The organism is Paraburkholderia sp. (assembly GCF_028283785.1).
Lineage (GTDB): Bacteria > Pseudomonadota > Gammaproteobacteria > Burkholderiales > Burkholderiaceae > Paraburkholderia.
On the sequence record NZ_JAPWKB010000019.1, the window covers coordinates 838,395 to 862,642 of the forward strand.

The 24,248-nt window shown below is 63.7% G+C and carries 17 protein-coding genes and 1 tRNA gene; 10 read left to right on the plus strand and 8 right to left on the minus strand.

Annotation, left to right across the window (positions count from 1 at the left end):
* Nucleotides 1-28: 28 nt before the first annotated feature.
* From PW947_RS26080 to PW947_RS26090, 3 genes are all read right to left on the minus strand, one after another.
* Nucleotides 29-853 carry an ABC transporter permease gene (locus tag PW947_RS26080; RefSeq protein WP_299635263.1) on the minus strand — a complete coding sequence of 275 codons (825 nt, stop codon included), beginning with the start codon at nucleotides 851-853 and terminating at the stop codon, nucleotides 29-31.
* Nucleotides 850-1,989 carry an ABC transporter substrate-binding protein gene (locus PW947_RS26085; RefSeq protein WP_299635264.1) on the minus strand — a complete coding sequence of 380 codons (1,140 nt, stop codon included), beginning with the start codon at nucleotides 1,987-1,989 and terminating at the stop codon, nucleotides 850-852. Before PW947_RS26085 ends, PW947_RS26080 begins: the two co-directional genes overlap by 4 nt.
* Nucleotides 1,990-2,072: 83 nt before the next feature.
* Nucleotides 2,073-3,119 carry a substrate-binding domain-containing protein gene (locus tag PW947_RS26090; RefSeq protein ID WP_299635265.1) on the minus strand — a complete coding sequence of 349 codons (1,047 nt, stop codon included), beginning with the start codon at nucleotides 3,117-3,119 and terminating at the stop codon, nucleotides 2,073-2,075.
* A gap of 198 nt (nucleotides 3,120-3,317) precedes the next feature.
* On the opposite strand from PW947_RS26090, the gene PW947_RS26095 reads away from it, so the two are divergent.
* Nucleotides 3,318-3,402 (plus strand) — tRNA-Leu (locus tag PW947_RS26095).
* Nucleotides 3,403-3,778: 376 nt separating this feature from the next.
* Here the strand turns inward: PW947_RS26095 and PW947_RS26100 are convergent.
* A complete protein-coding gene (locus tag PW947_RS26100; protein WP_299635266.1) occupies nucleotides 3,779-4,819 on the minus strand; it encodes a hypothetical protein in 1,041 nt (346 codons plus the stop codon).
* 409 nt (nucleotides 4,820-5,228) lie between these two features.
* Between PW947_RS26100 and PW947_RS26105 the strand changes: the two genes are divergently transcribed.
* The 6 genes from PW947_RS26105 to PW947_RS26130 all read left to right on the plus strand — a co-directional run bounded on the left by PW947_RS26105 (nucleotide 5,229) and on the right by PW947_RS26130 (nucleotide 10,070).
* Nucleotides 5,229-5,984, plus strand: coding sequence for an SH3 domain-containing protein (locus tag PW947_RS26105; protein ID WP_299635267.1), 756 nt, complete (start codon nucleotides 5,229-5,231; stop codon nucleotides 5,982-5,984).
* Nucleotides 5,985-6,115: 131 nt separating this feature from the next.
* On the plus strand, nucleotides 6,116-6,751 hold the full coding sequence (locus PW947_RS26110; protein ID WP_299635268.1) for a glutathione S-transferase family protein: 636 nt from the start codon (nucleotides 6,116-6,118) through the stop codon (nucleotides 6,749-6,751).
* 234 nt (nucleotides 6,752-6,985) lie between these two features.
* Nucleotides 6,986-7,174, plus strand: a complete 189-nt coding sequence (locus tag PW947_RS26115; RefSeq protein ID WP_299635269.1) for a hypothetical protein — start codon at nucleotides 6,986-6,988, stop codon at nucleotides 7,172-7,174.
* A 231-nt stretch (nucleotides 7,175-7,405) separates the two neighbouring features.
* Nucleotides 7,406-8,818 (plus strand): FAD-containing oxidoreductase, encoded by a 1,413-nt coding sequence (locus PW947_RS26120; protein ID WP_299635270.1) that lies wholly within the window; start codon nucleotides 7,406-7,408, stop codon nucleotides 8,816-8,818.
* 101 nt (nucleotides 8,819-8,919) lie between these two features.
* Nucleotides 8,920-9,495, plus strand: coding sequence for a TMEM175 family protein (locus tag PW947_RS26125; protein WP_299635271.1), 576 nt, complete (start codon nucleotides 8,920-8,922; stop codon nucleotides 9,493-9,495).
* Between the two features lie 92 nt (nucleotides 9,496-9,587).
* Nucleotides 9,588-10,070 (plus strand): metallophosphoesterase family protein, encoded by a 483-nt coding sequence (locus PW947_RS26130; RefSeq protein WP_299635272.1) that lies wholly within the window; start codon nucleotides 9,588-9,590, stop codon nucleotides 10,068-10,070.
* 120 nt (nucleotides 10,071-10,190) lie between these two features.
* Here the strand turns inward: PW947_RS26130 and proP are convergent, their stop codons facing one another.
* From proP to argA, 3 genes are all read right to left on the minus strand, one after another.
* Nucleotides 10,191-11,660, minus strand: a complete 1,470-nt coding sequence (gene proP / locus PW947_RS26135) for a glycine betaine/L-proline transporter ProP (RefSeq protein ID WP_299635273.1) — start codon at nucleotides 11,658-11,660, stop codon at nucleotides 10,191-10,193.
* 740 nt (nucleotides 11,661-12,400) lie between these two features.
* Complete coding sequence (locus PW947_RS26140) at nucleotides 12,401-12,676, minus strand: oxidative damage protection protein (protein ID WP_299635274.1); 276 nt, start codon at nucleotides 12,674-12,676, stop codon at nucleotides 12,401-12,403.
* A gap of 50 nt (nucleotides 12,677-12,726) precedes the next feature.
* The gene (gene argA / locus PW947_RS26145) at nucleotides 12,727-14,115 is read right to left on the minus strand and encodes an amino-acid N-acetyltransferase (protein ID WP_299635275.1); all 1,389 of its coding nucleotides are present in this window, start codon (nucleotides 14,113-14,115) and stop codon (nucleotides 12,727-12,729) included.
* 23 nt (nucleotides 14,116-14,138) lie between these two features.
* On the opposite strand from argA, the gene hrpA reads away from it, so the two are divergent.
* Entirely contained in the window at nucleotides 14,139-18,815 is a 4,677-nt protein-coding gene (gene hrpA / locus PW947_RS26150) for an ATP-dependent RNA helicase HrpA (RefSeq protein ID WP_299635276.1), read from the plus strand.
* 126 nt (nucleotides 18,816-18,941) lie between these two features.
* On the opposite strand, the gene PW947_RS26155 is transcribed toward hrpA, so the two are convergent.
* On the minus strand, nucleotides 18,942-21,338 hold the full coding sequence (locus tag PW947_RS26155) for a YadA-like family protein (protein ID WP_299635277.1): 2,397 nt from the start codon (nucleotides 21,336-21,338) through the stop codon (nucleotides 18,942-18,944).
* A 793-nt stretch (nucleotides 21,339-22,131) separates the two neighbouring features.
* Here PW947_RS26155 and PW947_RS26160 point away from each other — a divergent pair.
* On the plus strand, nucleotides 22,132-23,145 hold the full coding sequence (locus tag PW947_RS26160; protein ID WP_299635278.1) for a beta-propeller fold lactonase family protein: 1,014 nt from the start codon (nucleotides 22,132-22,134) through the stop codon (nucleotides 23,143-23,145).
* Between the two features lie 48 nt (nucleotides 23,146-23,193).
* On the plus strand, nucleotides 23,194-24,192 hold the full coding sequence (locus tag PW947_RS26165; protein ID WP_299635279.1) for a sterol desaturase family protein: 999 nt from the start codon (nucleotides 23,194-23,196) through the stop codon (nucleotides 24,190-24,192).
* Nucleotides 24,193-24,248: the final 56 nt, after the last annotated feature.

Here is a 24,248-nt window from a genome sequence, read left to right on the forward strand (position 1 = left end):
TTGGTTGCGGACATCGCATGCGTGGCGCTCATGCGCTCGCGGCGACTGCCGAGCCGCTGACATTGCGTGCAAGCCACAGCACGAGCCACGTAACGAGACCCAGCACGATCGACAGACCGGCGGCCGTCACCATGTTCGCGTTCAGCGTGAACTCGGTGTAGATCGTCATCGGCAGCACGTCGATATCGGTGGCGAGCGTGAAGGCGGTGCCGAACGCGCCCATCGCGGTCGCGAAGCACACGGCGCCCGCCGCGATCAGTCCCGGCGACAACGCGGGCAACACGATGTCGCAACTGATGCGCAACGACGATGCGCCGAGCGAACGCGCGGCTTCTTCGAGCGTCGGATCGAGCTTGCTGGCCGACGCCATCACCGTCACGATCACGCGCGGAATCGAGAAGTACAGGTAGCCGAGAAACAGCCCCGTCATCGAATACGCGAACACCCAGCGATCGCCGGTCAGCTTCATCGACAGCGCGCCGATCAAGCCCTGACGACCGGCCAGCATAATCACCATAAAGCCGACGACCACGCCCGGAAACGCCAGCGGAAAGGTCAGCAGCGCGAGCAGCGTGCGACGTCCCGCGAACTCGCGGCGCGCCAGATGCAAACCCGCGATCACCGACAGCACGAGCGTCGCCAGCGTGACCGCCGCCGACAGCGCGACGGTCGCCGCGAGGCTCGACATATAGCGCGGATGCGTGAGCATCGCGCGATAGGTCGCGAACGCGTGACCGTCGCCGCTGATCTGCGCCAGCGACACCATCGGCAGCAGCCAGAATGCGAGGAAAACCGCGAGCGCGGGCGCGATCAATGCGATGCGCCAGCGCAGCGGGAACGTGAGATCGTTCAATGCATCACCTGTAGATACTGCTCGCCGAAGGCCTGCTGCTTTTCCGCCATCTTTGCGAAATTCACTGCATGCGCACGCGCGTATTCGCTGGCCGGCAAGAACTTCGCCGCGGCTTCCTTCGTCATCACGCTGGCGCGAACCGGACGCAGATACGCATCGGCCCACAGCTTCTGGCCTTCGTCGGACAGCACGAAATCCAGCACTTTCTTGCCGTTCGCGTCGTGCGGCGCGCCTTTCACGAGACTCATCACGTAGGGCACGGAGATCGTGCCTTCCTTCGGAATCACGAATTCGACATTCGCGTGATCCTTGTACTTCGCGCGATAGGCATCGAAGTCATAGTCGAGCAGGATCGGAATTTCGCCGGACAGCACGCGCGCATAGGCGGTCTGCTTCGGCACGATCGGATCGTTCGCTTTCAGCTTGCGGAACCAGTCGAGACCCGGCTGGAAGTTGTCGAAGCTGCCGCCCAGCGCCTGGTTGACCGCAACCGCGCCGGCATAACCGACGAACGCGCTGGACGGATCGAGAAAGCCCACCATGCCCTTGTATTCGGGCTTCAGCAGATCGGCCCACGAACGCGGCACGGGCTTGCCTTCGAGCGCGTCCTTGTTGACGAAGAAACCGAGCGTGCCGGAATGGATCGTGAACCAGTAACCCTTCGGGTCTTTCAGATCGGCGGGGATGTCGGCCCAATGCGCGGGTTCATACGGCTGGATCAGACCTTTGTCTTTCGCCTGGAATGCCGACGACACGCCCAGATAGACCACGTCGGCGACGGGGCTCTTCTGCTCGGCCATCATCTGCGCGATCGACTGGCCGGAGTTCTTGTTGTCGAACGGTACGCGGATGCCGGTCTTTTGCTGGATCGCCTTGATTTGCGCGGCCCAGTCGGCCCATTCGGGCGGGCAGTTGTAGCAGATCGCGGTTTCGTCGGCGCGTGCGGCTTGCGATGCGGCAAGCGTGAACGCAAGGCCGCTCGTCAGCGTGACGGCGACCAGCGCGGCGGCGCGGGTGAATCGTTGGATTAGCGTGCGTGTGCACATCGGGCGGCGGATCACGGAGATCTCCTTGTCGAAAAACAGTGGTGTCGAATCGTTGGTATCACGCAAATGCAGGCGCGCATGGGAATCCATGCGTGTCACGCATGCATGCGTGACACGCATGCGAAAGCGGGTACGGGGATGCGCGCCACGCATGCATGCGTGGCGCGCATCGATCAGGCGTGCGGCTGCATGCGCGCGCCGGGGGCATCGGTGGTGCTGGCGATCGCGGCGATGGTTGCGCCTTCGCGCAGCCGGTGCGGCAAGGTCAGCGCCAGCGACGCGTCGGTGTATTCGCCGCCGATGCGGGCCAGCAACCTGCGAAACGCCGAACCGCCAATCTCCCGATTCGGTGCGCAGACGCTGGCGAGCGTCGGTTGCAGCAACTCGCCCATCGTCAGCCCGTCGAAGCCGAGAATCGACATATCGGCGGGAATCCGCATCCGGGCGCCGCGCAGGCCGCGCATCACGACCATCGCGAGCAGATCGTTACTGCAAAAGAGCGCGGTCGGGCGGTTCGCGCCGGTCGTCAGATGCGCGAGCACCGACGGCGCGAGTTCTTTCGCGTTGAAATCGATTTCGAGCGCGGGCGCGGCAGTGAGGCCAGCTTGCTGCATCGCCTGCGTGTAGCCGAGATGACGCAGACGCGCGCGATCCGACGCGGCCAGCGTGCCGGCGAGCATCAGGATGCGTCGATGGCCATGCGCGATCAGCATCCGCACGCCGTCGTAAGCGGCCTGCCGGTTGTCCACCGACACCGACGGACGGCGCACCGTGTCGTTATGCGTGAGCACGTACAACGGGCCGTCGCGGTCGAGCGCGTCGAGCAGCGGGTGCGTATCGGCATCGGCGACGGTCAGGATCAAGCCTTCGACGCGATGTTCGCGCAGTGTCTCGATGGCGTGACGTTCGCGGTCGGCGTCGTATTCGGTGGTCATCAGCATCAGCCGGTAGCCCTGGCGCGACGCGAGTTCGTCGATCCCTTGCAGGCATTCGGCAAACACGGGATTCGCGATGGTCGGCAGCACCACGCCGATCAGCCGCGAGCGCTCGCCGCGAAGCTGGCGTCCGAGCGGACTGGGACGGAAGTTGAGCGCGTCGATCGACAGACGCACTTTTTCGAGCGTGACGGGATTGACCGTGTGCGGCGCGTTGATCGCGCGCGACACGGTTGCGATCGAAAAGCCCGCATGCGCGGCGACATCCTTGATCGTCTGAGTCATCTGAGCACCCCGTAAGCCTGCCGGTTGAACGTTGTGAAAACGTTTTCGATGGCGGGATTATCGGAACGGAGTGTGACTGGGCGATGACGGTTTTGCGGGTTGGCGCGACGAATCCGCGCGACGCATCGGGCCGGACGAGCCCAGGGACAGGCCGGGATTGGATCGGGTGCACCGCGATGGTAGAATCGCGTCCGCCCAGCCGGGGTGATGAAATTGGTAAACATAGCGGACTTAAAATCCGCCGCTTCACAGCTTACGGGTTCAAGTCCCGTCCCCGGCACCACAGGCCCTTGCTGCAGACCTCCGTTGGACCTTCCGCTTTCCAGATTCCCGTTTTTTCGAGCTTTGCCGTTCGCGTGGTTGGTGCGTTCGCGCTAAATCGTTTTCAACGTTTATCCGTTTTAATTCCCGATCCGGTTTATTCAGATCGAATGCCGGTTTTATATCGGGCAGCAAACGGCAAAGCCAATTCAGTCAATAGCGGATCATCGTCTCCGGTATCGACGTGCGGCATTTCAATTCTATTGGGAGTGGCCATTCGCCGATGCGCAGCAGGGCGCTGCGCGACAGGACTTCGGCGAGGCGGGGCGGTGGCTGTATCGGCCCGACCGGGGGGCGGTCGGGCGTGGGGTCGATTCGTTGCTTAAACGGTCAAACGCTTAATCGGCGGAAGCGGTTTGGGTCGGCGCGGCATCGAGCATCGCGACGCCGCAGAACCAGTCGCGGTTCGATGAATCGCCGCCGCCCTGACGGTATTTGCGGTGCTTCATCATCGACGGACATTGTTCCGGCACGTTCAATACCGGATCGGTGGCCGTGCATTGCTGGAGATCGGCGCTGGCCAGCGTCGTTGCGGCCGCGCGCGACGCCGTTTTGGCGACGGGCTTCGATGGCGCTTTCGGCGTGGTTTTCGGCGCGGCCTGTTCTACGGCCTTGTCGGCGGTGGCCGGTGCGGCTTGAGCGACGGTTTTCTCGACCGGCTGTGCGTGGTTCGACGCGTGCGCGTCGGGTGTACCCGCTGCACCGTGCGTTTTCGCGGTCCCTTCCACGGCGCCTTCGACGACGGTTTTGCTGGCCGCGGCCTGATGCGCGGGTGCTGCCTGCGCGGCCGGTTCAGCGTGCGGTTTCGCTTGAGGCTGCGGCTTGGGCGGCGTTTGCGCGGGCGGCACCGGATGTGCCGGCGCGGCTACGGCTGCGGTGACGACGGGCACGGGCACGGCAACGCCTGCGGCACCCGGCGCGCTCGGCGCTGCCGTTACCGCTGCGGGCGCGGCGGCGTGAGCAACTGGATGCGCGGCCGGTGCGGGTACGGCGGCGTGCGCGGGCTGAGGCGGCGTTTGGATTTGGGCTTGCGGCTGCGGCTGTGTTTGCGGCCGCGCCGGCGTTTCCGCGACCAGCTTTTGCAGGTCCGCGATACGCCCGGTGTACCACGTCGTCAGACACGCGGCGTCGGTGCAGTTTGCTTCGCGCCACGCCCATTTGGCGTCGCTGTCGGCGGTGAATGCGCGGCGATTCGGCGCCGTGCGGCGGGCTTGCCGGTACAGCTTGCCGAGCTGGTCGTCGAGCGACGAGAGCGCCGCGTCATGGCAGATCACGCGTTCCGCCGCCGAATGGCCGCGCGCGCAATCGAAGCTGGCCGCGTGGGCTGCGAAGGCGTTCAGCAGCACGCCGGAAACGAGAATATATCGGAAGGTTTTCATTACGCTCGGGTAACAGCATCGGGTCACGGGTGGCGCATGATCACCCCGGCGCGCATCTGCAAAGGCATCGAATAAACGACGTGTTCGACAACTGCTTACGAGATATTTCCATCGTGTCTGAAATGGCGCGGATCGAATCCGGACCGGCATCAAAGCCGCATGTCCGTGGTATCGAAACAGCCTCGGCGGAGCTTTAAGCCGGCATTGAAAGTCGCGATAAGCGACCGGTTCGAAAGCGCGAATGCGGGATTATCAAAATCCCTGTCTATCTACGTGCGCGCTGTTGCGGGAAGCGGTACGCTTTGTGCGTGTCGCAGATCGTTACTTAATCAGGCAGGGCAAAGAATATTCGCAAGCGAGCAGTAACGAATTCGCAAGCGGATCCGCGAACTGCCAATCCGGAGCGTCCATGAAACAACCCTTCGTTCGATGCGCAGCGGCAGGCATCGTCGCGCTGGCTGCATTACCCGGGGCCGCGCTTGCGCAGTCGCAAGCGATGACGAATCAGCCGGTCAGCGTGCGTGCAGGTCCGGCCAGCGACTATCCGCTCGTCGCGCAATTGCCGCCCGGTTCGCCGGTCGCGGTCAACGGCTGCGTCGCGAATTACCAGTGGTGCGACGTGTCCGTGCCGAATTTGCGCGGCTGGGTGTACGGCGGCAGCCTGAATTACGCGTATCAGGGCAATCCGGTGCCGATCATGAGCTACGGGGCGATGATCGGTCTGCCTATCCTGACGTTCTCGATCGGTTCGTATTGGGGCAACTATTATCGGGATCGGTCGTGGTACGGACAGCAGTCGCGCTGGTCGCGCCACGCGCCGCCTCCGCCGCCGCGTCCGGGCGCGGGCCGCCCACCGGGCGGCGGTCATCCGGGTGGCGGCGGTCGTCCGCCGCAGGCCAATGGCGGCGGACGGCCACCGGGCGGACAACCGGGCGCGCAACCCGGCGGACGCCCGCCGGGCCAGGCCAACGGCGGCGGACGGCCGCCAGGCGGACAACCGGGCGCACAACATGGCGGCGGACGCCCACCGGGACAAGCCGGTGGCGGTGGAGGCGGGGGTCGCCCGCCGCAGGGCGGTGGTGGAGGCGGTGGCGGTGGCGGCGGTGGACGTCCGCCGCAAGGCGGTGGGGGTGGCGGCGGTGGTGGCGGCAACCGCCCGAACTGAGCCACGCTGAGCCGCACCCAGCCGCACCCAGCCGCACGGTCCGGAAGCACGACACCGGACACCCGAACGATGCCGCGCATTGCGCACGCATCGTCGGAAGGCCAACCCTTGTCATTCACGAGGACTATTCGATGCAACTGATCGGCAAGCTGGACTCGCCGTACGTGCGGCGGGTCGCGATTGCGCTCGCCGTGCTCGATCTGCCGTTCGAACGGCGCGACGTGTCGGTGTTTCGCGACTACGACGCGTTCGCAAAGATCAATCCGGTCGTCAAGGCGCCGACGCTGTTCGAAGACGACGGCACGATGCTGCTCGATTCGACGCTGATCCTCGACTATCTCGATCAAAAGGTCGATCCGGCGCGCCGTCTGATGCCGCAAGACATCGCGACGCGTCTGCGCGCGTTGCAGGTGATCGGCCTCGCGCTCGCCGCGACCGAGAAAGTGATGCAGATCGTCTACGAACGCAATCTGCGTCCTGCGGAACGGCAGCACGAACCGTGGATCGATCGGGTGACGACGCAGATGCACGCGGCGTTTCACGCGCTCGACACGCAACTCGGCACATTGATCGGCAATCGCGATGCGCACGACGCATGGCTGCTCGGCGATCGTCTGATGCTGCCCGATATCACCGTGGCGGTGACATGGTTTTTCACGCACGACCTGCTGCCGGGCGCGATCGATCCGGCTGACTATCCGTCAATCGCAGCGTTTGCCGCACGCGCCGAAACCTTGCCTGCATTCGCGAAATGCGTACCGGCGTAAGCCGTTCGCCGGCCTGTTCGCGCACCTGTTCGCCAACCTGGTAGCGCGCTTTACCGGCCGCACGGGCAGCGGCGTGTCGCTCGAACGCGCCGCTGCACCGTCGATTGTTCTCCCCGGCTGACAAGTGTCTTCCGTTTGCGCATCTTTATCGCTTGCGCGGGCGTCCCTAGAATGCATGCATCGAAACAGATATCTGGCGCAGCGCCGAAGCGACGTCGCGCAATGGAGCAGAGCATGCGAGCCTTGATCGAAAGACAGTTGTACCATCCATCGGTTGTACTGCCGATGGTCGCGTTAATGCAGATGATGGTGTCGCAAGACTTCAATCTGAGCCAGGTCGGCTTTATGGTCGCGACCAAAGGCGCGCGCGTCGCGCTGCAACGTTCGCGCGATCTGATCTGCGCCGCGCATTGCCACGGTTGAGTCGCGCGTTTTTGCCGACCCGTCGTCAGCTTTTCATCGTCGTCTTTCCGCTTTAATTCTGCCGTCGTTCGTGAGTTTTTCCCTGCGCCTCGCAGGTGAACGTCGTTGCCGAGCGCCTCGCGAAGCGCTGCCCCCGATCCCGTCCGCCGCGCCGCACACTTGCGGCTACCCGTCGTAATCCGCTGGCGTAAGATGGCACGGACCTGCTTACAGGCTTCCGGGAGATACGCGATGGCACAGCATTTCGACGCAGTCGTAATCGGTACGGGACAGGGCGGCGCACCGCTTGCCGTGCGGCTCGGCGCAAGCGGTCGCAAGACGGCGGTGATCGAACGTGCGCTGTTCGGCGGCACCTGCGTGAACGTCGGTTGCACACCCACCAAAAGCTATGTCGCAAGCGCCCGCGCGGCGCATGTCGCGCGTCATGCGGCGGACCTCGGCGTGCGGGTCGCGGGCGAGGTCGGCGTCGAGCTGGCCGCCATCAAGGCGCGCAAGGACGGCATCGTCGGACAGTCGCGCAGCGGCGTCGAAAAATGGCTGCGCGAAGCGGATCACGTGACGGTCTTCAATGGACACGCACGCTTCACCGGTCCGCGCACGGTGTCGATCGCGGCGCCCGACGGCCGCATCACCGACGAAATCGAAGCCGACGAAATCTTTATCAATACCGGCACGCGCGCGATCGTACCGCCCGTCGACGGTCTCGACGGCATCCGCTACTTCACCAACTCGACGCTGCTCGAACTCACCGATTTGCCCGCGCATCTGGCGATTGTCGGCGGCAGTTATATCGCGCTCGAATTCGCCCAGATTTTCCGGCGCTTCGGCAGTCGCGTGACGGTGATCGTGCGCGGCGAACGCATCCTCAGCCGCGAGGACGCTGACTTCGCGAAATCGGTGCACACGGTGCTGGCACGCGAAGGCATCGAGTTCCGCTTCGGCGCCGAGCCCACGCGCGTCGAGCCGCTCGCGGGCGGGTCCGGCTCCGACGTGCGCATCCTGTTCGGCGACGGCGCGCCCGCGCTCGACGCCACGCATCTGCTGTTCGCCACCGGCCGCGAGCCGAACACCGACGATCTCGGCCTCGAACACGCGGGCATCGCGCGCGATCGTCACGGCATCATTCCCGTGGACGGCCAGTTGCGCACCAGCGTGCCGAACGTGTGGGCGATCGGCGACGTCAACGGGCGCGGGGCGTTCACGCACACGTCCTACGACGACTTCCAGATCGTCTCGGCCAATCTGCTGAACGGCGCTGCGCGCAGTGTCGACGACCGGATCATGGCCTATGCGGTGTTCGTCGATCCGCCGCTCGCGCGCGTCGGCTTGTCCGAGGCGGACGTGCGCAAGGCCGGTCGCAGCGCCGCCGATACGCTGATCGCCACGATGCCGATGACGCGGGTGGGCCGCGCGCGCGAAAAGGGCGAAACCGACGGCTTTATGAAAGTGCTGGTCGATGCGCCGACCCAGCGCATTCTCGGCGCGGCGATTCACGGCGTGGACGGCGACGAGGCGATTCACGCGTTCATCGACACGATGACGGCAAACGTGCCGTACACGACGCTGCAATTCGCGATGCATATCCATCCGACCATCAGCGAACTGATTCCGACCTTGCTCGACGGTCTGAAGCCGATGAAGTGAAGAAGGCGGCGCGCGCGGCCAAATCGACAAAGCCCGTCGGGTTCGCGATAATCGGCGCGCAGTGTCCCTTACGAAGCACATACACCACAGGAATCCGGCCGATGGGCAAAGGACGTATCGAAGCGTTCAGCGATGGCGTGATCGCCATCATCATCACGATCATGGTGCTGGAATTGCGCGTGCCGGAAGGTTTCGACCTCGCGGCGCTCAAGCCGCTGATTCCGGTGTTCCTCGCCTACGTGCTGAGTTTTATCTACGTGGGCATCTACTGGAACAACCATCATCATCTGTTTCATGCCGTGCAGAAGGTCAGCGGCGGGGTGCTGTGGGCCAACCTGCATCTGCTGTTTTGGCTGTCGTTGCTGCCCGCCGTCACGCATTGGGTGGGCGAAGCGCATCTGAGCGCATGGCCGCTCGCGTGTTACGGGATCGTGCTGTTCATGTCGGCGATCGCGTATTTCATTCTCACGCAGACGTTGATGCGCAATCACGGCGAGAACTCGACGCTCGCGAAGGCGCTCGGCAACGACTTCAAGGGCAAGGTGTCGGTGGTGATCTATCTGCTCGGCGTGTCGCTCGCGTTCGTCGCGCCGTGGATTTCCGCGCTGCTGTACGCGTCGGCCGCCGCATGGTGGCTGGTGCCCGACCGGCGCATCGAACACGTCGTCGAATCGTGATACGTGTCTGACGATACGTCCGGCACCTGATTTCCCGGCGAGGCCAGCGTGATTCCGCTGCTCGCCAGACCACCCATCCAGCGAGCGATCCCATGAACGAGCGAACTGCCGCCCCCGCCCGGATCGGGCTGATCTCGGATACGCACAATCTGGTGCGGCCCGAAGCGCTCGATCACCTGGCCGGTTGCGACGCGATCATCCACGCGGGCGATATCTGCGACGAAGCCGTGCTCGATGCGTTGCGGCAACTCGCGCCCGTCACCGCAGTGCGCGGCAATAACGATGTCGGCGAATGGGCGCAGGCGTTGCCGGTTCACGCGGCGCTGCACGTGCAGCAGGTGAAGATCCTCGTCGTGCACGACATCGCCGACGTGCGCGGCAATCCGCGTGACGACGGATTCGCGGTGGTCGTGACCGGCCATTCGCACAAGCCGCTGGTCGTCGAACGCGATGGCGTGCTGTTCGTCAATCCAGGTAGCGCGGGGCCGCGACGCTTCAAGTTGCCGGTATCGGCGGGGTTGCTGATCGTGGACGGCGAGCACGTGGATGCGTCGCTGCATACGTTGCTGACGTAAGACACAAGACACAAAACGCAGGACAAAAAAAACGGGCCGGCAAATTGCCGGCCCGTTTCCGAATACTGCGTCACGCTGTGTGACGTCGATGCGGTTCGTCAAACCCGCCGCATCGAACGGTCATGCACGCGCGGTTGCGACCGATGCGTAGTGCTCATCCATCTCGGCGGCTTCGCGTTCGCCGCGCAGCACCGCATGCGCTTCGGCACGCGTGGCAACCGACGGACCCGAGCCGAGCAGCGGCTTCCGGGCGGTTTCGCGCAGTGCGACGACCGACACGATACCGATCAGCGATGCGCCCATCAGGTAGTACGCGGGCATCATCAGGTTGCCGGTGCGATCGACCAGCCATGCCGTCACCAGCGGCGTCGTACCGCCGAACAGCGACACCGAAATATTGAAGCCGATTGCCAGCGCGCCATAACGGATCTTGGTCGGGAACAGCGCCGGCAGTGCCGACGGCATCACGCCGCAGAAGCACGACAGCATCACGCCCAGAATCATCAGCCCGCCGAACACCGGCAGCAGCGTGCCCATGCGGATCAGCAGCAGCGCCGGAATCGCCAGAGCGAACAGACCCACGCAACCGGCCAGCATCACCGGCTTGCGGCCGATCGTGTCGGACAGACGGCCGGCGGCGATCGTCATCGGCATCATCAGCACCATCACGGCCAGCACGACGAACAGACCGTGCGTTTCGTCGAAGTGCAGCGTCGCCGACAGATAGCTCGGCAGATACGACAGCGCCATGTAATCGGTCACGTTGAAGATCAGCACCAGACCGACGCACAGCAGCAGGGGACGCCATTGCTTCGCGAGCAACTCGCTGAACGACTGCTTCGGCATTGCCTTGTCTTCGGCTTCGCGTTCCTCGGCCTGCTTCTTGAACGCGGGCGTTTCTTCGAGCTTCATCCGGATGAACAGACCGATCAGACCCAGCGGACCCGCGATCATGAACGGCACGCGCCAGCCCCAGCTCAGCAGCGATTCCTGCGACAGCGTCGCCGTCAGCACCGCGACCGTGCCTGCGCCGAGCACATAGCCGATCAGCGTGCCGAATTCGAGGAAGCTGCCCATGAAACCGCGGCGCTTGTCCGTCGAGAATTCGGCGATGAAGGTCGCTGCGCCGCCGTATTCGCCGCCCGTCGAGAAGCCCTGGACGAGACGCGCGACCAGCAGCAGAACCGGCGCCATGATGCCGATCGAGTTGTAGCTCGGGATCAGGCCGATCGCGAAGGTGCCGAGCGCCATCATGATCATGGTCATCGCGAGCACGCGCTGACGGCCGATCCTGTCGCCGAGCGGGCCGAACACCATGCCGCCGATCGGGCGCACGAGGAAGGCCGCCGCGAACGTGCCGAAGGTCGCGATCAGTTGCGCCGACGGGTTGCTGGACGGGAAAAAGACTTTGCCGAGGGTCACGGCGATGTAGCTGTACACGCCGAAGTCGAACCATTCCATTGCGTTGCCGAGCGCCATTGCGCCCACGGCACGCTTGAGGAGGGAATGATCGACGACGGTGATGTCGTCAAGCGAGAGGCGTTGTTCTTCTTTGTGATGTCGCCAGAAGCCGTTGCTGGAAGCGGTCAAGGTGAAATACTCCGATGACTGCGGCAAAACGCATGAACGTTCCGCCACGGTTGCTGGAAGTGCAGTTTCGCGAAAAAAGCAACGGCTTGGGCCGTGCAGGGCGAGGGGCGAAAAAAGAAAGCACAACGCCCATGCATCGCGAAAATTGTCGCGAAAGTGCACTCGTCTGATTTGCTAGGTTTGCATCTGCGTGGCCTTGTAGGGGGGCAGATACAGGACTGACGCCGGAAAGCGAGGAGCTAACGCAGGCGCCGTTGAAGGCTTGGCACGAAAAAGGCCGGTGAGATACGACGCCCGAAGAGGTGGGCACCGCGGAACCGACAAGCCTTCTTGTTCAAAAAACACTCTGATTCAATGGCCGCCGCGAGGCACGCCACTTGCTGAACCGAACGCGAAATGAAGGGTTATTGCTGTTGGAACGATGAACATGTTAGCACGATGACAGAGGATCGTGCAAACCGGGGTCTCTGCAAAGCCCGGGCCGACCGGCGCAATCCCTTGCCTGGCGGTGGATTGGCGGAAATGTAAAAATTTGGGCGGGACGGTTAAAAGCGGACCGTTCTGCCGATGAAAGCGTGTGCGCGGCGACCGCGAAACCGTGCTTTCGGGGTGCCCGAAACGCCCATTGGCCTGTCGAAATTCCGTGCGAACGGCGAAAAAAAATCCGCGCACGCGGCGCGGATTTTCGTTGCTCCGGAGAGCGGCGGGGACGACGCAAGCGCGTCGTGTCGTTCGACGAATCAGCCTTCCGACGGCGGCACGTAGCCCGTGGCCTGGTCGGCGCCTTCACCGAAGAAGAACTTTTCGGTCTGCTTCATCAGATACTGGCGCGCGCGCGGATCGGCCATATTCAGGCGGTTTTCGTTGATCAGCATGGTCTGCTGCTTCAACCAGGCCTGCCATGCTTCTTTCGAAATACTTTCGTAGATCCGCTTGCCGAGTTCGCCCGGCAGCGGCGGAAAATCGAGACCTTCGGCTTCTTTGCCGAGCTTCGCGCATTGAATCGTACGAGCCATGCTGTGTTTCTCCTGTATCAGTGTGGGGCGGCAGTCGCGGAAAGCGGCGCTCAGAGCGTTTTCATCAGCACGAGCGATTTGCGCTGCCAGTTATAGAGTCGGCGACGGTCTTCGGGCAGGTCGTCAACCGTGACCTTGACGAAGCCGCGCTTCAGGAACCAGTGTTCGGTGCGGGTAGTCAGCACGAAAATGCGTGTCAGGCCGCGTGCCCGCGCGCGTTGTTCGATGCGCTTGAGCAGCCGCTCGCCGTCACCGGTGCCTTGCGCTTCCGGGGCGACGGTGAGGCAGGCCATTTCGCCGATGCGTTCCTGCGTGTACGGATAAAGCGCCGCGCAGCCGAACAGCACGCCATCGTGCTCGATGACCGAGAAATGGTCGATGTCGCGTTCGATCTGGTGGCGGCCGCGCCGCACCAGCGTGCCGTCGGATTCGAGCGGCTCGATCAGCGCGAGAATGCCGCCGACGTCGTCCGGCGTCGCTTCACGCAGGCTTTCGAGGTTCTCGTACGAGATCATCGTGCCGACGCCATCGTGCAGGAACAGTTCGAGCAGCAAGCTGCCGTCGAGCGCGTACGGGATGATGTGCGCGCGCGCGACGCCGCCGCGGCAGGCGCGGATCGAGTGTTTCAGATAGAAGCCCGCGTCGCCGGTGACTTCGCCGCTTTCGTGCAGCTTGTACGCGTCGTCGAGCGACAGTTCGCGGACCAGTTCCTGGCCGTCCTCGCCGGTTTGCATCAGGCCGGGCGTTTCCGTCAGGAACACGATCTTGTCGGCGCGCAGCGCGATGGCGGCGGCGGAGGCGACATCTTCCATCGACAGATTGAACGCTTCGCCGGTCGGCGAGAAGCCGAGCGGCGACAGCAGCACGAGCTTGCGGCTGGCCAGCGAATGGCGGATCGAATCCGCGTCGATCTTCCGAACCACGCCGGTGTGCGCGAAATCGACACCGTCGAGTATCCCGACCGGGCGCGCCGTCACGAAGTTGCCCGACACGACGCTGATGTGCGCGTGCGCCATCGGCGTGTTCGGCAAGCCCTGACTGATCGCCGCCTCGATATCCAGACGCACTTCGCCGGCCGCTTCTTTCGCGGATTCGAGCGCGCGCGCGTCGGTGATCCGCATGCCGTGCGAAAACTCCGACTCGACGCCGTGCAGACTCATCTGCTCTTCGACCTGCGGTCGCGAACCGTGCACGAGCACGATCTGGATGCCCATGGCCTGTAAAAGCGCGATGTCGGACACGAGTGCATTCAGCAGACCCTGATGCACGACCTCGCCGCCGAAACCGACGACAAAGGTCTTGTTGCGAAACGCGTGAATATAAGGGGCGACCGAACGCATCCAGTCGACAAATTGCGCATGCTGGGCGAGGGCTTCCGTTGCGCCGGACGTGGCCGGGGCGCTCGCGGGCGCGGGGACGAGGTCGGTTTGGGAATTCATGCCCGGGATTATAATGCGCCCCCATGTCGAACGTACCCAAAAGTCCTGCCGCGTCGAACGCGAAACCCGTGTCCGACGACGCGCAGCGCCAACCGTCACACTCGCGTCACGATGACGCGCGCGACACACCTGTGCCGCAAAAGCCGCATGCCGCGTCGCCGGGTCCCTCCGCTGCGCCGCGTGGCGGCGGCGCGGGTCGCGACCAGACCGCGCGCGGCGCGTCGCAGGATAGCAACGCGAACCCGCTCGCGGCGCTGCGTCAGCAACTGGTTCAGCAGCGGCCGCAGGAAGGCGCGCCGCAAAAACGCAAGGGCGGACAGCCGCCGCATACGCCAACCACGTCGCCTACTCCCGCTACGCCGGTCGCTGCTTCGCCGGGTGCCGGTGATGCGGCTGCGGACGGCCGTGAAGAACGGCAGAAAGGCGCGCCGCGTGACGGGCAAACGCATGGCCGGAAGGACGCTGCTGCGAAGGGAAATCCGACGCGCGCCCCGAAGCAACGGCCGAACGAGGGAAGCACGCAGCCGGCAGCGCGGGGCGACGCCCGGCAAAACCCGCCGCCGCGCAAGTCCGGCGATGTGACGGGAAATCCGCCGAGAAATCCGGCGCGCCAGCCAGCGCAGCCTGGCCAGACGCGCGGCGACCGTCCGGGCCGACCGGACGACGCGACCTCGAAAGCCGGCGGATCCGGTCGGCAGCCGGAGCAACCCGCCGACCCGCGCGTGCCACGCGAATCCACGCCACGTGAACCGAAACCCGCGCGCGAACGCCGCGTGATCGCACCGAATCCGGTGCCGCCGATCACGTTCCCCGAAGCGCTGCCGGTGTCCGGCCGCCGCGAAGAGATCGCTCTTGCGATTGCGAACAATCAGGTGGTGATCGTCAGTGGCGAGACCGGTTCGGGCAAGACCACGCAGTTGCCGAAGATCTGTCTCGCGCTCGGTCGCGGCCTCGGTACGGGCGGCAAGGGCTTGATCGGTCACACGCAACCGCGCCGGATCGCGGCGTCGGCGACCGGTCGGCGGATCGCGGAAGAACTCGGCACGCCGTTCGGCGAAGTGGTCGGCTACAAGGTGCGTTTCACCGACAACCTGTCGCCGGGCGCATCCGTGAAGCTGATGACGGACGGCATTCTGCTCGCCGAAACGCAGACCGATCCGCTGCTGAATGCCTACGACACGATCATCATCGACGAAGCGCACGAACGCAGCCTGAACATCGATTTTCTGCTCGGCTATCTGCGCGAAATCCTGCCGAAGCGGCCCGATCTGAAGCTGATCGTGACATCGGCGACCATTGACGCCGACCGTTTCGCCCGCCATTTCGGCAGCGACGAAAAGCCCGCGCCGGTGATCGAGGTCAGCGGCCGTCTGTATCCGGTCGAGGTGCGCTACCGGCCGGTCGCGGAAGACAGCCCGGCGGTAAAGGCCGCCGAAGGCACATCGAGCCGCGACACCGATCGCACGCGCCCGAAAACCCAGCGCGAAGCCGACCGCGACCTGATGGACGCAATCGTCGACGCGGTCGACGAACTGTGCCGCGAAGGCCCCGGCGACGTGCTCGTTTTTCTCCCGGGCGAGCGGGAAATCCGCGATGCCGCCGAAGCGCTGCGCAAGCATCATCCGCCCCACACTGAAATTCTGCCGCTGTTCGCGCGGCTGTCGGCGGCCGAACAGGAGCGCGTGTTCCGCATCTCGAACGCGCGCCGTATCGTGCTCGCGACCAATGTGGCCGAGACCTCGCTGACGGTGCCGGGCATCCGTTACGTGGTGGATACCGGTCTCGCGCGGGTCAAGCGCTACTCGTACCGCAACAAGGTCGAACAGCTTCAGGTCGAGTCGATCTCGCAGGCGGCCGCGAATCAGCGCGCCGGACGCTGCGGCCGGGTCGCGGACGGCGTGTGCATCCGTCTTTACGAGGACAGCGATTTCCAGGGCCGCACGCGCTTTACCGATCCGGAAATTTTGCGTTCGTCGCTCGCGTCCGTGATTCTGCGGATGAAGTCGCTGCATCTGACCGCGATCGAGACGTTTCCGTTTATCGAACCGCCGCCCGGCCGCGCGATTGCGGACGGCTACCAGTTGCTGAACGAACTCGGCGCGGTCGATGACGACAACGCGCTGACGCCGCTCGGCCGCGAACTCGCGCGCCTGCCGCTCGATCCGCGGGTCGGCCGGATGATTCTCGCCGCGCGTGACCAACAGTCGTTGCGCGAAGTGCTGATCATCGCAAGCGCGTTGTCCGTACAAGATCCGCGCGATCGTCCTATCGAGGCGCAGGAGCAGGCTGACCAGGCACATCGTCGATTCGCTGATGATCGTTCGGAATTCCTACAGTGGATCAGGATCTGGGCATGGTTCGAAGACGCCATTGCGCATAAGAAATCGAACAAGCAACTGAACGATGCATGCCGCGCTAACTTTTTGTCGCAACTGCGACTGCGCGAATGGCGCGACGTGCACTCGCAATTGTTGACGGTGGTGCGCGAGCACGGCTGGCGGATCAACGAAGCGGAAGCGACCTTCGAGCAGATCCATCTCGCGTTGCTGACGGGTTTGCTCGGCAACATCGGTCTGAAAGCCGACGACGAGCCGCATTACCTCGGCGCACGCGGCATCAAGTTTTATCTGTGGCCGGGTTCGGCGCTGGTGAAAAAAGCCGGGCGTTGGGTGATAGCCGCCGAACTGGTCGAAACGAGTCGCCTGTACGCGCGTTGCATCGCGAAGGTCGAGCCCGAATGGATCGAGCAGATTGGCGCGCATTTGCTGAAGAAATCGCTGTCGGAGCCGCATTGGGAAAAGCGCGCGGCGCAGGTGTCGGCGTTCGAGCGCGCGGTTCTGTATGGTTTGCCGATCTATCATCGGCGGCGCGTCAGTTTCGGCAAGCAGGACCCGGCGCGCGCGCGCGAGCTGTTTATTCGCGGCGCGCTGGTCGACGGTGAATTCGACACGAAGCTGGCGTTTTTCTCGCACAACCGCAAGCTGCTCGCGGATATCGAGCAACTCGAACACAAATCGCGTCGCCAGGATGTGCTCGTCGACGACGACCTGATTTATGCGTTCTACGATCAGGCGTTGCCGGAAGGGATCTACACGGGCGCGTCGTTCGAACGCTGGTATCGCGACGAAGTGAAAAAGGCAGGGCAGGCGGAAGACAAGCTCAAGCTGCTGTATCTGTCGCGAGACGACTTGATGCGGCACGAAGCGGCCGGCGTCACGACCGATCTCTTCCCGAAACGGATGACGATGTCCGGCGTCGAAATGGCGCTGACTTACCACTTCGAGCCCGGTTCGCCGCGCGACGGCGTCACGCTCGGCGTGCCGTTGTACGCGCTCAATCAGGTCGATGCACGACGCTGCGAATGGCTCGTGCCCGGCATGCTGAAAGAGAAGACGCAACTGCTGCTGAAGTCCTTGCCGCAGAAGCTGCGTCGTCATTGCGTGCCGCTGCCGGAATATGCAGCGGGATTCGTCGATCGCCATAGCGGGCCGCGATTTGCCGCAGGCGGTTTTCTCGATGTGCTGATCGCCGATATTCGCGAACAGACGCAAGTCGCGATGAAGCAGTCCGACTTCAAGCTGGAGACCTTGCCGGCGCATCTGTTCATGAACTTCAAGGTCATCGACGAGCACGGCCGGCAACTGGCGATGGGACGCAATCTCGCGCAATTGCGCGCGGAGTTGGGCGGCCAGGCGCAGCAGCATTTTCAGAAGATCGCGGCGAGTGCGACGTTGTCGGATTCGTCCGGCGAGAGTGTCGGAAAAGCGCCGGCAACAAGTGGGCGTGCGAGCGATGGCGCGTCGGCCCCGCATACGGCCAAGGCTTCTGACGGGAGTGCGGCGACCGCGTTGTACGAAAAACTGACGACGTGGAACTTCGGCAAATTGCCGGAATTGCTCGAAATCCGGCGCGGCGGCCAGACCTTGTTCGGGTTTCCCGCATTGGTGGATCGCGTCACGCATTGCGACGTCGAAGTGTTCGATTCGCCCGACGAGGCTGCGCGGATTCATCGCGCGGGCTTGCGCCGTCTGTTTGCGTTGCAGTTGCGCGAGCCGATCAAGTATCTGGAAAAGAACCTGCCGGGCATGCGCGAAATGGCAATGCATTTCATGCCGCGCGGCACGCAGGAAGAGTTGCGGGATCAGTTGATCGATACCGCGCTGGATCGTGCGTGTCTGCAAGACCCGTTGCCTGACGACGACGTGTCGTTTCACACGCGTCGCGACGAAGGCCGCAGCCGTTTGACGTTGCTCGCGCAGGAAATCGCGCGGCTGATCGGGCTGATCCTCACCGAATATGCGACGGTGACGAAGAAACTGGTACAGGCGCGCTCGTTCACGGCCGCGCACGCGGATATGCAAAATCAACTCGATACGCTGATCGCCAAGCGTTTTGTCGTGGACACGCCGTATCCGCAGCTTGCGCATTTCCCGCGCTATCTGAAGGGCATTGCGTTGCGAATCGACAAGCTGAAGGCCGATTCAGTGCGCGACGCGCGACAGTTCGCCGAGTTCCAGCCGCTGCTGCAAAACTACCAGCGTGCGGTTGCGCAGCGCGGCGGCGTGCTCGATCCGCGTCTTGGCGAATTCCGCTGGCTGCTGGAGGAATTGCGGATCTCGCTGTTCGCGCAAGAACTGCGCACGCCGATGCCGGTTTCGGTGAAGCGTCTGTACAAAGTGTGGGAGTCGATGCAGCGGTGACGGCGGGGCGAATCCGCGTTCACGCGCAACCCCGTTTTGCAAAGCGTCCGCGACGCGTTGAACGGCTGTTTAACACGCTAAATAGCGCGCTAAACGCGCGCGGACCGTTTTCTCCCCGACGCTGAATTACCAGTGCATCCCGGCCCCGACCGACGCGCCGAATTCGCCGCGCGAACTGGTGGTGCCTTGCGCCTTGAACGCCCACTTGCCGGTTTCGGTCAATTGCGACACGCCTAACGCGACCGCCGATTGCCCACCATAGGTGCCGGCCGCGACAGCAACCATCCCGTGACCGGGCAAAACCGCCTGCGGCAAACCGGCGACGGCGAGCGCCGCGGCGGTGCCGCCATACGCGTCGCGTCGCGCCGAACGGATCTGATCGTCGGTGTACGCGTGCGCCAGGCTCTGGCTTCCGGCCGTGCTCTGGTTCAACTGATTGACGTTGACGGCGTCGGTGCCTTGCACGCCGGCTGCGACGTGGGTGATCTGCCGTTCTTGTCCCGCCGCACCGACCGACACCGTGTCGTCGCGATCCGCCACCGAGCCTTGGCCCAATGCGACGGCGTTGGCCGCGCCTGCGTTTGCGTTTGCGCCGAGTGCGGTCGAATTTGCGCCGGTAGCGTGTGCGTCAGCGCCGATCGCGCTGGCGTTGGCGGCTACGGCTTGAGCATTGGCACCGATCGCGGTGGCGTTGGCGGCTACGGCTTGAGCATTGGCACCGATCGCGGTGGCATGGGTACCGGCCGCCACCGCGTTCGCGCCGGTGGCGAGCGCGTAGGTGCCCGTTGCCGACGCGGCTTCGGTATCACGATTGCCGTCGGCGCTCAGGAAGGGGTCCGCGCCCGGAATCGTGATGTTGTTGACCGCGCCGGAAATGGCCGCTTGCAGTTGCCCCAGGTTGACGGCGTCATGCGCACCGATGCCGTCGGCGACGTTGTGGATCAGCGTGCCGGCGCCGGTGTCGGCACCGAGCGTGATGCTGTTGCGGTTTACGGTACCAGCGGAGTCGGTGTCGTACATCACCGCGCCGTCGATCTTCGCGGCCGCTGCGTCGGCCTTGCTCGCTACCGCCTTGAGCTGGCTCACGTTGACGGCGTCGGTATCGTTGGCGCCGGCGGCTACATGGGTCACGCGGCGTTCGCTGCCTGCCGATCCGACGGACACCTGGCCGATCGCCGCGACGCCTTTGACGACCGTGGTCGCGGACGCGTCGGGAAGGTACGCGGTACCGGTCATCGCCGTGGCGACCGAACCCGCGCCGAGCGCGACGCTGTGCGCTTCCCGCACGATTGCGCCGTCGCCGATCGCCACGCTGCCCAGTTCGCCCGCCGTGGCTTGCGCACCGAGCGCGACGCTATTGCTGCCCGACGCCATCGCACCGAAACCGAATGCGGCGCTGTCGACGGCCGCGTTTGCACCGTAGCCGAATGCGCTCGCCCGGAAGGTCGCGATGGCCTGATAGCCGACCGCTACGGACGAGCCGCCGGCCTCCGCCAGATAGCCGGCTGCGGTGGCGGCGACGCCTGTGGCTTTCGATGCACCACCGAACGCCGAGGTGAAATCGTTCGATGCCGACGCGTCTTTGCCGATTGCAACCGCGGAGTCGTTGGTCGCACTCGCCGACTGGCCGATAGCGATGGCCGACGCGTTGCTTGCCGCTGCCATATAGCCCAGCGCGATGGTGTTGTCGGCTGTGGCGCTTGCACCGGCACCGAGCGCGATACTTCGTTTGCCGAGCGCGTTTGCCGCCGTTCCGACGGCGGTGGCGCTGGTGTCGGCGGCGAGCGCGTCGCTACCCAGCGCAACGGCCGCGTCGCCGTCGGCTTTCGCATTGCTGCCGATTGCAACCGAGAACAGATGCGTCGCCGCAGCCTGATAGCCGAACGCGCTGGCGTTGTCGCCGCTCGCGTTTGCGGCATAGCCGACCGCGACGCCGTGCAGTGCCGCGTTAGCGCGCTGGCCGAATGCGCTGCCCATTCCCGCGGCGCGTGCCGAGCCCCCAACCGCGGTTGCGAACGCCTCGGCGTAAGCGCCTTTTCCGATTGCCACCGACGCTTCGCCGATCGAGGACGATCCGTATCCGACCGCGATGGCCGTGGCGTCCGATGCTTTGGCGGTATTGCCGATCGCGATGGCCGATGCGCCGCTCGCGGTGGCCTGATAGCCGACCGCCACCGCCGATTCACCGCTTGCCGTGGCGTTCACGCCGAATGCGCTGGCGTGATACGTGGCGTTGGCAAATTGCCCCATAGCGGATCCGCCGAATTCGGCGAGAGACCCGTAACCGAATGCGCTTCCCGCCGATTGTGCTGTCGCGTTGCCGCCGACCACGGTCGCGTAATTCGTGGTCGCGGTGGCATCGGTGCCGATCACGACCGAAAACTGTCCGCCGGCGAATGCGCGGTTCCCGACCGCCAGCGCGTCGGCGCCGGAGGCGATTGCCGGTGAGGCGCCCGAACTGCCCGCGCCGACATCGAGATACCGGTCGGCTGTGCCCGGCGTGCCCGCATGCGCTGCCGCCATGCCGCCGATCAAGGTGGCGCCTGAGACGATCGCCCGTGCTGCGGCGTGTCTGCGTAATGTCCCCGCTCTGGATGGCGAACGCGCCGATCGGATGGTTCCTGCCGGTTTTACCGGATTCCCGATAGCCTGATTCCAAAACGATTTGCGATTTCTGTTCATTATTTTTAGGGCTCCGCGTGATGCAGATGCGAGTGCCGACGATGCGCCACGTTTTATCGCGCCAGGCCTGCGTCATGGCCGACGAATCAATGGCCATGACGCGACGTTGCGCGGTTCGGTGCGTCCGGTAGCGACCCGCTGTGTTTAGAACTTGGGTGAGGATCAGGCAGATTCTCGTGAATCGCGGCGGCAGCGTTGATGGGCAAATTCTTAAAATCGAATGGGCCATTTTTTGAACATTCTTTTCATTCTTAAAGCGTGTAGCGCAGACAGGAATTCAATAGGGCTTTGACCTCGTTTTATAAGAGTGGCTTTTTGAAATTGCTGATTTAACGGTATCGGTGTCTGGGGAATGCTTATAACCGCGCTTGAAAACCGTGGTGCATTAGGATTATTCCGTTGTGACGCGGAGATTCGTCGCGTGATGCGATTTTTATAGGAATCCGCACGTTTGGCGAAAATGCAACATGACGGCCGTTGGCCATCCGGATAAGTCCACCTGTCGGAGTGCCGTTCCCGGCTTGCCGTTGCAGTGTTCAAACGTTTGAACTGGCAGGGTTTTCAGCGATTTAAGTCAAGCTTGGCGCGCTCGCAAACGGTTTACAATGGTGCACGTTCTCCGATGTGAGTTTTCATGCGCAATTTTTCCCTCTCCGGTCTGACCGGCACTTTCCTGGCAAGCGCAGCAGTGGTCGCGGCAACAGGCTTCTTTTCCCCCGCCGCGCACGCGAATAACGTGATCGTGCTGAATTCCGGCGAGGCAACACTTAGCCTGATCGACGAGGCAACGCGTGAGGTCGTCGGCACGGTGCCGACCGGCAAGGAGCCGCATCATCTGATGGCCACGCCTGACAACAGTTCGTTGATCGTCGCCAATTCGGTGTCCAACAATCTGATGTTCGTCGATCCGAAAACCGGCAAGGTGCAACGCTGGGTCGAGAACATCGAAGATCCGTATCAGATCGGCTTTTCGCCGGACCGCAAATGGATGGTGACCACGGGTCTTCGTCTCGACCGGCTCGACGTCTATCACTTCGACGGCAAGAACATGACGCTTGCCAGCCGTCTGCCGCTGGCCGTGATGCCGAGTCACATGGCATTCACGAACGACAGCAAGACGGTATTCGTCACGTTGCAGGTTTCGGGTGAACTCGCCGCGGTCGATCTCGCCACGCAGCAGGTGAAGTGGAAGATGAAGGTCGGCAAGGTGCCCGCCGGTTTGTGGATGACGCCCGGCGAGAAATATCTGCTCGTCGGCATGACTGGCGCGGATTACGTGGCGGTCGTCGACTGGCGTGCGCAGAAGGTCGTCAAGACCATCCACACCGGTAACGGCGCGCACAATTTCCGTTCGCTCGCCGACGGCAAGCACGTCGTCGTGTCGAACCGCATGGCCAGCACCATCAGCATCATCGACGAAGAATCGCTGACCAACGTCGGCGACATCACCGGTCTGATGCCGGGCCCGGACGACATGGAACTGTCGGCCGACAAGCGGTATCTGTGGGTCACGTTCCGCTTCGCAAAACATATCGGTATCATCGACCTGAACACGCGTAAGCTGATTCAAACGATCGCCGTCGGCCGTTCGCCGCATGGCATCTACTTCTTCAACCGCGCGCCGGTTATGGCACCGAACGGCGCCTGATCCTGGCGCCGGGCAATACGATCACGATCACGCAGTGAAGCGAGCACCATGTTCCATCTGATTTTTTCGTCGCTAGACAACTTCGTTTCAGCAGTGCAAACACTGCTGTACGTCGACGTGGTGCAGCCGTTGCTGTTCCGCTTCGATCTGATGGGCTACGACGAAGACACGTACGACAGCCTGTACTGGGTGATCGTCGGTGTGCTGGAAGTGGTGACGATGTACGCGGTGCTGCGTCCGCTCGAAGCGCTTCGCCCGGTCGAGAAGTGGGAAAACCGCAAGGCGGTGCGGGTCGATGTGATCTATACGTGGATCGCGAAGCTCGGCATTCTGAACCTGTTCTTCTTCTTCGCGATGCAGCCGTTGTTCGACACCGTGCAAAGCTGGCTGCGTCTGCACAATATCGCCAATATCGAATTCGACAATCTGTGGCCCGGCGTCACTACACAGCCGCTGGTCACGTTCGTGATGTACCTGCTGGTGCTCGATTTCGCCGGTTACTGGTATCACCGGTGGGAACATCGGGTCGGCGTGTGGTGGGAGTTGCACGCAGTGCATCACAGTCAGCGTCAGATGTCGCTGTGGTCGGACGACCGGAATCACCTGCTCGACGATCTGCTGCAAGCATGTTACTTCGCCACCATCGCGCTGGTTATCGGCGTGCCGCCGTCGCAGTTCGTCGTGCTGGTCGCGATCACGAATCTCGCGCAAAGCGTGCAGCATGCGAATATCCGCATGCACTTCGGCTGGCTGGGCGAGCGTTTGCTGGTGAGTCCGACGTTCCATCGCCGTCACCATGCAATCGATATCCCCGCGGAAGGCATGCAGTACGGCTGCAACTTCGGCGTTCTGTTTCCGTGGTGGGACATGCTGTTCCGGAGCGTGTCGTGGGTTCGCGATATGGAGCCGACCGGCATCGCCGATCAACGCGATGGTCGTCGTTACGGCGATGGTTTCTGGGCGCAACATTGGCTCGCGCTGGTGCGGATTGCGGCACGGCTCGCGCCGAAGCGTCGCTCGGCGGGCAGCGACACCGCGCGCGTGTAAAGCGCGATTCGCATCGGGCGGCGGGGCATGACGCCTCGCTCAATTGCGACTCGCAC